The sequence below is a fragment of the Microcoleus sp. genome (assembly GCF_049646505.1).
Classification (GTDB): Bacteria; Cyanobacteriota; Cyanobacteriia; order Cyanobacteriales; family Microcoleaceae; genus Microcoleus.
The window spans coordinates 1-1,915 of record NZ_JBARVX010000058.1; the positions used below are offsets into that span (position 1 = coordinate 1).

The following is a 1,915-nucleotide window of genomic DNA, read 5'->3' on the forward strand; positions in this document are numbered from 1 at the left end:
ATTTTTGTTAGTTAAAACTACAGAAAAGTAATAGCTGCGACAAATTGGTTTTAAAAATAGTAATTCATGACACACGATGAGGTATAACATGACGAATAGTTTTTTTTGCGCCGATGCTTCTAAATGCGTTGAAGAGGATATTATTGGTAGCGGTACTAATTACCAAACCTATGTATTAATTGAATGCTGTTTGCCTTGGGAATCAGAAGTTTTTAATTCTAAGCAAATTCCCCAGAATCTCAGGGATTTGGTGAAGGAAGTAGAGAATTCAAAGCAAAAAATCAGATTTTTGTTAATCAAGAGTGAATCAACTAAATTTGCTGATAGGCGCAAAATCTTGATTTACGATAATAAAAATAAAGATGGTTTGGGCGGTTACGAAAAACACGAATTTAATGTGAATAACATTGAAGAAGTGGCGGGAACAGTCAAAAGCTATTTAGCTGGAGAAGCCCCGGATTGCGAAGTTGAAAATAACCCAAGTAGAGATATTTTGGTTTGCACTCACGGGAGTCACGATAGATGTTGCGCCAGATACGGCAATCCTTTTTATGCCGGAGCAAAAGCTGTGGTTTTTGAGTTAGAATTGAGTGATGTTCGTGTTTGGAAATCCAGCCACTTTGGCGGACACCGCATGGCACCGACTGCGATTGATTTGCCTGACGGTAGATATTACGGAAATCTCGATCGCACTTCGTTCAAATCTATTCTAACGCGCAGTGGCGATATTGAATGTTTGAATAAGGTTTATCGGGGTTCGGGAGTTTTGCCGAACGAAATTCAGGTTTTGGAACGAGAGTTAATCATCCGCTACGGTTGGGATTGGTTCAGCTACAAAGTTGCGGGCCGCATTGTTGAAAAATATCCAGAAAATGATGCTTTCTTGGCTGAAATTACCTTTGAGAAAGCGGACGGTACTTATAGTTATCGTGCTGATTTAGTGAAAGATGAAAGCAAAACTGTTCGACTCAAAGGTTCTTGTGGTGCGAAACAAGAATCAGAGTTTGTCAAATATTTGGTAAAAAATTCTTACTTTTACTCGAAGAAGGAGGAGTTAATGTTTGGAGGCTACCCCTTTTATAATTCGGCGATTGAAATCGCTTCTACACAAACAAAGTCCGCCTGCGCGGACTGAAGAATGAAAGATTAGGGTGTGCGATTAGATTTCTAACTGCATAAATATGTGCGAAATTCCCAGGTGTTCAAAGGGCTTCTCTTGTTCGGAAAATCCGAGTTTTTGGTAAAACTTAACGGCGTTAATTCGAGACATAAGTCTGACAGCTTTGAGATTTTTTTGCTGAGCTTTGACGATTAAGTTTTCAATTAATTTAGTGCCGATTCCCTGATTTTGAAATTCAGGAAGTACCGCAACGTAGCTGATGTTTCCTAGTCCTGGGGATGATTCGCGCAGTCGGGCTGAAGCAATGATTTTGCGATCGCATATTCCAATTAAATGCACAGCAGTATCTTCGTGACTGTCCCTTTCGCTGCCCTTTTCCATGCCTAGGGGCGATCGCAAAACCAGCCACCGCTGGTAAAACATCTCTTCTAATTCTTGTGAGTTTTCAACCGGACGTATATCTATTTGAGGCATTTTTTAATTAAATTAAATTTATAAAAATACTATAGCAGTCCTTGCAGGGGTCATAATTTTTTTGACCCCACCCCAACCCTCCCCTTGCTAAGGGGAGGGAGTAAGAAATTCACAAATGATTTAGGATTGCAATATATATTGCGCGAGTTACAAATAGCAGTCCTTGCAGGGGTCATATTTTTTTTGACCCCACCCCAACCCTCCCCTTGTTAAGGGGAGGGAGTAAGAAATTCACAAATGATTTAGGATTGCAATATATATTGCGCGAGTTACAAATAGCAGTCCTTGCAGGGGTCATATTTTTTTTGACCCCACCCCAAC

The 1,915-nt window shown here is 40.2% G+C and carries 2 protein-coding genes; one reads left to right on the plus strand and one right to left on the minus strand.

The window, feature by feature from the left end; genetic code table 11:
* The first annotated feature begins 88 nt into the window (after window positions 1-88).
* A complete protein-coding gene (locus WBA89_RS03080; protein WP_424403977.1) occupies window positions 89-1,135 on the plus strand; it encodes a sucrase ferredoxin in 1,047 nt (348 codons plus the stop codon).
* A gap of 24 nt (window positions 1,136-1,159) precedes the next feature.
* Here the strand turns inward: WBA89_RS03080 and WBA89_RS03085 are convergent, their stop codons facing one another.
* Window positions 1,160-1,594, minus strand: a complete 435-nt coding sequence (locus tag WBA89_RS03085) for a GNAT family N-acetyltransferase (RefSeq protein ID WP_424403979.1) — start codon at window positions 1,592-1,594, stop codon at window positions 1,160-1,162.
* Window positions 1,595-1,915: the final 321 nt, after the last annotated feature.

Excerpts from the sequence above, each read along its gene's own strand:
- WBA89_RS03080 (WP_424403977.1), top strand. The coding sequence starts at position 89 with ATGACGAATAGTTTTTTTTGCGCCGATGCTTCTAAATGCGTTGAAGAG.
- WBA89_RS03085 (WP_424403979.1), bottom strand. The coding sequence starts at position 1,594 with ATGCCTCAAATAGATATACGTCCGGTTGAAAACTCACAAGAATTAGAA.